We start from the raw sequence: 1,459 nt of genomic DNA on the forward strand, positions 1-1,459 counted from the left end.
TGATGTGACCCCCAAAATTGGGACATATTAGTATTACGCCGTTAAGGTTGTTAGAACATGATTCCGATATTCAATCGGGGTCATGTTTTTTCGTCCTGTTTTGATTCTTACGTTGTTGTAGTAATCGATATATTTGTGAATAGCTTGTTCAAGCTCATTTAGGTCCTTGTATTTATGTTCTTGACCGTAGAACATCTCCCGCTTAAGAATGCCGAAGAAGCCTTCCATTAATCCGTCATCTAGAGAATTACCCAGTCTGGACATACTCTGATCGATCCCTCTATTAGCTAGAGCGGCTTGATATGCATAGTGCTGATATTGCCATCCACGATCTGAGTGGAAAATAAGCCCGTTAAGAGCCGGGTGCTTCTCAAACGCATCATCTAGCATGGTCATTACTTGCTTAAGGTCTGGGTGCTTAGAAATATTGTAGGAGATGATTTCTTGGGTACAACCATCAATAATTGGAGAAAGGTAGAGCTTTTGATCTTTGAGATGGAATTCTGTCACGTCGGTAAACCAATGTCTGTCGGGAATAATTGCGTAGAAATTGCGCTTGATTAAGTCTGGCTTGATCTTGCCTTGAACGCCGTAATAGCTGCTGTATTTACGTCTCTTGCGGATTGAGATGCCGAATAAACCCATCTTTTGCATGAGCCTCTGCACCTTCTTATGATTGATCTCATAGCCTTCACGGCGAAGCTGTCCATAGATTCGCCGGTACCCATAGCGCTGGCTGTGTTCAAGATAGATCTCTTTGATTCTATCCATCAGCTTCTGGTTACCAGAATCCTTGTCTGGCTTATGAGTCTGATAGTAGTAGTTACTTCTTGAGATATGAGGCAATCCAGGATCGGCATTAATAACGTCGATAATGTACTTAACGCTAAGCCGCAATTCTTGCCTTAATTCAGTGATTGCACGAGCTAATTCTTCTTTTCTTGGCTCTTCCGTTCTTGAATTAAGGCCTCCAATTTTTTTATGTATGCAAGCTCGACTGTAAGTCTCTTTACCTGCTCTTCCAGCTCTTTGATCCGTTGTTTGTCCTTGCTTTTGGGCATTCTTGGGTGGTCTACCTTTCTTCTTGGTAATGACAGTATACCCGTTTTCTTTGAAAGAGCGAAGCCAATTAGCAAGAATTCCTTGATTCGTAAGCCCTAAGTCTAAGGAAACCTGCCTAAGAGCTTCACCACCTAGCAGAACTCTATCAATGGCAGCGAGCTTGAAATCAGCAGTATATTTCTGTTGAGGGCGATCCAAAATGGCTTCGCCATGCTTTTGGATCAAGTCTACCAAATATTGGATTCCTCCACGCTCCATCCCATATTTTCGGCTGAGGTAGGTGCCTCTTCTATGATCGTCTACCCATTCGTGGTAAATAGCGAGTTTGATTTCTTTAGTGTATTTAGTCATGAAAATAACCCCCGAAATTAGTGTCCTAATTTCGGGGGTCATATCA

Annotated in this window: 1 protein-coding gene; it reads right to left on the reverse strand. The window is 42.4% G+C overall.

Annotation, left to right across the window (positions count from 1 at the left end; genetic code table 11):
- Positions 1 to 33 precede the first annotated feature (33 nt).
- Entirely contained in the window at positions 34 to 1,413 is a 1,380-nt protein-coding gene (locus FYJ62_RS10485) for an IS3 family transposase (RefSeq protein WP_318282441.1), read from the reverse strand.
- Positions 1,414 to 1,459: the final 46 nt, after the last annotated feature.

The sequence above is a fragment of the Lactobacillus porci genome, from assembly GCF_009695985.1.
In the GTDB taxonomy this organism is placed as follows: Bacteria; Bacillota; Bacilli; order Lactobacillales; family Lactobacillaceae; genus Lactobacillus; species Lactobacillus absianus.

What these genes read in the sequence shown, in the direction of transcription:
- FYJ62_RS10485 (WP_318282441.1), bottom strand. Translation starts at nt 1,413, where the DNA reads ATGACTAAATACACTAAAGAAATCAAACTCGCTATTTACCACGAATGG.